This window comes from Leisingera sp. F5 (assembly GCF_001593695.1).
Genome location: NZ_LUKH01000222.1, coordinates 1 through 3,594 on the forward strand (window position 1 = coordinate 1; position 3,594 = coordinate 3,594).

Sequence of the window (3,594 nt, forward strand, 5' to 3'; positions counted from 1 at the left end):
GATGAGGCGGTGCCAAGCTTCCGCCGTTCCAACTGGTTCGCGCCGGTGGCGCAGGAATGCCAGACGGTTACGGAGGCTGTGGGCCTGGCGGATCTGTCGGTGTTCTCGAAATTCGAGGTGACAGGCCCGGATGCCCGCGCCTTTGTGGACACGATCGGCGCCAATCGCGCGCCCAAGGCGGGGCGGATCGGCCTGACCCACGCACTGACACCGGCAGGTGGGACCCAGTCGGAGTTCACCGTGAGCGTGCTGGCGGAGGACCATATCTATCTGACCTCCGCCGCCGCGGCGGAGGAAATGGACACCGATCTGCTGCGGGCGCGGTCAGAAGGGTTCGATGTTTTGATATCCAATGTCACCGAAGATTATGGCGTGTTGGGCCTGATGGGGCCGAAATCACGCGATGTGCTGGCCGCGCTGACCGATTCCGATCTGACCGGAGAATTCCCTTGGCTGTCGGTCCGTGAAATCACTGTGGCGGGCCTCCCGCTGCGCGCCCTTAGGGTCTCATACGTGGGCGAGCTGGGCTGGGAGCTGCACGTGGAAGCTGCCCGGATGCCCGAGCTGTTTCTGGCGCTGGAGGCCGCGGGCAAATCGCACGGGCTGCGCTTTTTCGGCGCCTATGCGATGAACGCGATGCGGCTGGAGAAGGGCTATCGCGCCTGGGGGGCGGATTTCACTACCGAGCGCACCCCGGCAGAGACCGGCGCGGGCCATATGATCAGGATGGACCATGACTTCACCGGCAAGGAGGCTCTGGCGCATCGGATGCAGGCAGAGGACCGCTGGGAGATGGTGCTGCTGGAGGTGGAGGCAGGGGAGGTTGACCCGTTCTATGCCCACGGCGTGCTGCAGGGGGACCGGGTGGTGGGCATCGTGACCTCTGCCGCCCATGGCCACCGCACCGGCAAGACGCTGGCGCTGGCGTACTTGCGCGACCGGAGTGCGCGCAACGGGCTGACGGTGGAGCTGCTGGGAGCCCGGCTGCCTGCGCAGGTGCTGGAGGAGGCGCCGTTTGATCCAGGCAATGCACGGCTGGGGTAGGCCACCGGAGCCGGCCGTGGCGGCAAACCATTTTGCGAGGCTGCCGGTTTGTGCATGTGTGGATGTATATGGATCCCGCCTTATTGCAACGGTCTGTTTGGTTCTGGTTTCGAGGTGGCGATTGCTGATGTATATCCGGCTTCTCAGGGCGGCCCGGTATATCGTTGCCGCGAGCCCCGATGGATTTCCGCTTGCTTCTGCTTCATCGCCCCTAAGGCATCGGTGCTGACCTTGCAGATCCACACATCAGGTTCGAAAAGCAACGGGCGTGCCCCATTTCCACCTCCTGGCAGATGTTGCAATGTTCTTGGAGCCGTTCTCCTATGGCTAACTTTCCGATACGACCATTAACCGAACGACACGGTGTGATCCGGACGGTATCCCTGATCTCTCGCTAAGAGCGACCAGACGATCCGTGTGTTCTTATTCGCCAGAGCGACGGCAACAACATTCGGATGCCGCCGTTGCCGCATCCGCCCTATTCAATTACCGCGCGCATCGGTTTTCCCGGCAGCCTTTCCAAGCACAGCTTGCGCGCCGTGGATCAGCAGGGTGCGCAAGTATCGGCCGCCTCGTTTGCTAACCCTGAACAATCGAGGCTTGCCGCCACTTGATCTCGGTTTGGGAACCAACCCCGGCCAGGCGGCAAATTGGCGGCCATTCTTGAAGCAAAACTTATCACCAGTTGCGGCAACCAAAGCTGTTGCCGCAATTGGGCCTGCACCTTCAATTTGGCTAATGCGTTGGCGCCTCTCATACGAGAGGAAGAGGTTCTTGATCCGACGATTGTAAGCCGCGAGCCGGCTATCCAATTCGGCCAATTCGTTGCGCATGCCGCGCAGCATATCAATGAAGATGTCCCTAAACTCGCTCTCATGGCCATCGGCGATTTCACCGAGGCCCGCCGGATACGGGTGATATCCCGCGCCACTACGACACCATGTTTCCCCAGTGCACTGCGAACCTGGTTTACCAGCCGGGTGCGGTTTGCAACCACGCGCTGGCGGATACGTTGGACAGCCTGTATCTCCAACTGCCCGGCCGGCTTCGGTGGTACAAAGCGCATTGATGGTCTGCCGGCAGCTTCACCGATTGCTTCTGCATCGTTGCGATCGTTCTTGTTCGATTTCACGCAAGGTTTCACGAACTGTGGAGAGATCAGCCTCACCTCGTGGCCCAAATCAGTCAAAACCCGCGCCCAATAATGCGATCCGCAACAGGCTTCCATACCGACGATACAGTGCGGCAATTCAGCGAAGAACTACGCAACAGCGCCTCGCCGGAGGGTCTTCCGCAAAACGGCTTCTTCAGCCGTGGCCGCTGCGTGGGCTTCGAAAACGTACTTGGCCAGATCCAGACCGATCCTTTTGACTTGCACGATATGATCCTTCATCTCTCCATAGAAGATACGCCGCCCGAGGGCGGCAGGGTCCATACCGTTGCTTTTGTTGATGCAAATCGTTTTGAACGGCTCAAGCCTGTGATCGGGTGCGGTCATGTATCAGGCCTTTGATCGCGGGTTTGATTGCCGCTGACCTTGCTGGGTTCCTCGAACCTGGTCCCAATCGGCAAAGCGAACCTGGAAGTTCGGGACAAACCACGGGGTTTCAGGTTCTCGGATGACCGCACCTGCCATCATGGCATTCGTCTTGCAATTCTTTAACTTTTCTTTCGCCTCTGGTCAGGCGGCGGGATGGCGGTATTTTTGTTCGCTTGCAAAGGTTGCCCAGACGATGAGGGCGGTGATGGCGGATGCGGAGATCGGGCCGACTCCGGGGACCGTTCTCAGACGCTTGGCGCGTTCGACGATCCGTGAGTGATGGTCGATCAGTTTGTTAAAAAACACCACCCGCCCGGCTGGCTTTGCCGAAGCGTATCGCCGCGACTGGACGGTTCCCGATCACCTGGCCAAATTCCGGGAAATGGCCGCGGATCACGTTGAGGATCTGGGTCTTCTTGCTGCCGATGAGTTGCCGAACGGCATGCATCGGCAGCAAAGCCTGTTGCTCCTTCTGTTTCACATAGGGCTTGACGCAGACCGGGGGCATCAGGCGCACGTCATGGCGGATCAACCTTAGTTCCCGCGCCCAATGATGCGCCGAGCCGCAAGCCCAACCCCGGCAAAGCAGTTTGGAAGCTTCTCGAAGAATCTGAGAACCTGCCTGCGTTTGATCGAACGATTGAAGGCAACCGTGCCGTCGGCGGTGATGCCGTGGACAACAAAAACGTCCTTCCCGAGATCAAGGCCACCTGTATTAAATTGCCTGACGGGGCACCATTGCTAGCGGATGACAACATCTGCACTCTGCCGCTTTGCGCGGCGGTTGGGAGCAGACCCTATCCGCTCCATCTGCAAGTGGCCCGCACGGGCCGCCGCGCTATGTGATGGGAGGCTATGGGTTGTTCCCGTCCGGTGCGTCTCGCGCCCCTGGCGGGCGCTGCGCGTGGCGGGACCCTGCGGGGCCGGCCTCCTGTGCCCGGCCTGATGAGGAGCGTTTCCCCATGATGACCAGTGCCCGGTTTGTGATTGTGCTTGGCGGCACGGGGTTT

Annotated in this window: 3 protein-coding genes and 1 pseudogene; 1 reads left to right on the forward strand and 3 read right to left on the reverse strand. The window is 60.3% G+C overall.

Annotated features, from left to right (window positions below):
• The coding region (locus A2I95_RS27725) for an aminomethyltransferase family protein (RefSeq protein ID WP_291735105.1) at window positions 1-1,044 on the forward strand (1,044 nt) is incomplete at its 5' end.
• Window positions 1,045-1,391: 347 nt separating this feature from the next.
• Here A2I95_RS27725 and A2I95_RS27730 read toward each other — a convergent pair.
• The 3 genes and pseudogenes from A2I95_RS27730 to A2I95_RS27740 all read right to left on the reverse strand — a co-directional run bounded on the left by A2I95_RS27730 (window position 1,392) and on the right by A2I95_RS27740 (window position 3,116).
• Window positions 1,392-2,422, reverse strand: a pseudogene (locus A2I95_RS27730) (IS110 family transposase).
• A 303-nt stretch (window positions 2,423-2,725) separates the two neighbouring features.
• Window positions 2,726-2,890 carry a hypothetical protein gene (locus A2I95_RS27735; RefSeq protein ID WP_291735107.1) on the reverse strand — a complete coding sequence of 55 codons (165 nt, stop codon included), beginning with the start codon at window positions 2,888-2,890 and terminating at the stop codon, window positions 2,726-2,728.
• A complete protein-coding gene (locus A2I95_RS27740; RefSeq protein WP_027256303.1) occupies window positions 2,880-3,116 on the reverse strand; it encodes a hypothetical protein in 237 nt (78 codons plus the stop codon). The genes A2I95_RS27735 and A2I95_RS27740 overlap by 11 nt, the downstream gene beginning before the upstream one ends.
• Window positions 3,117-3,594: the final 478 nt, after the last annotated feature.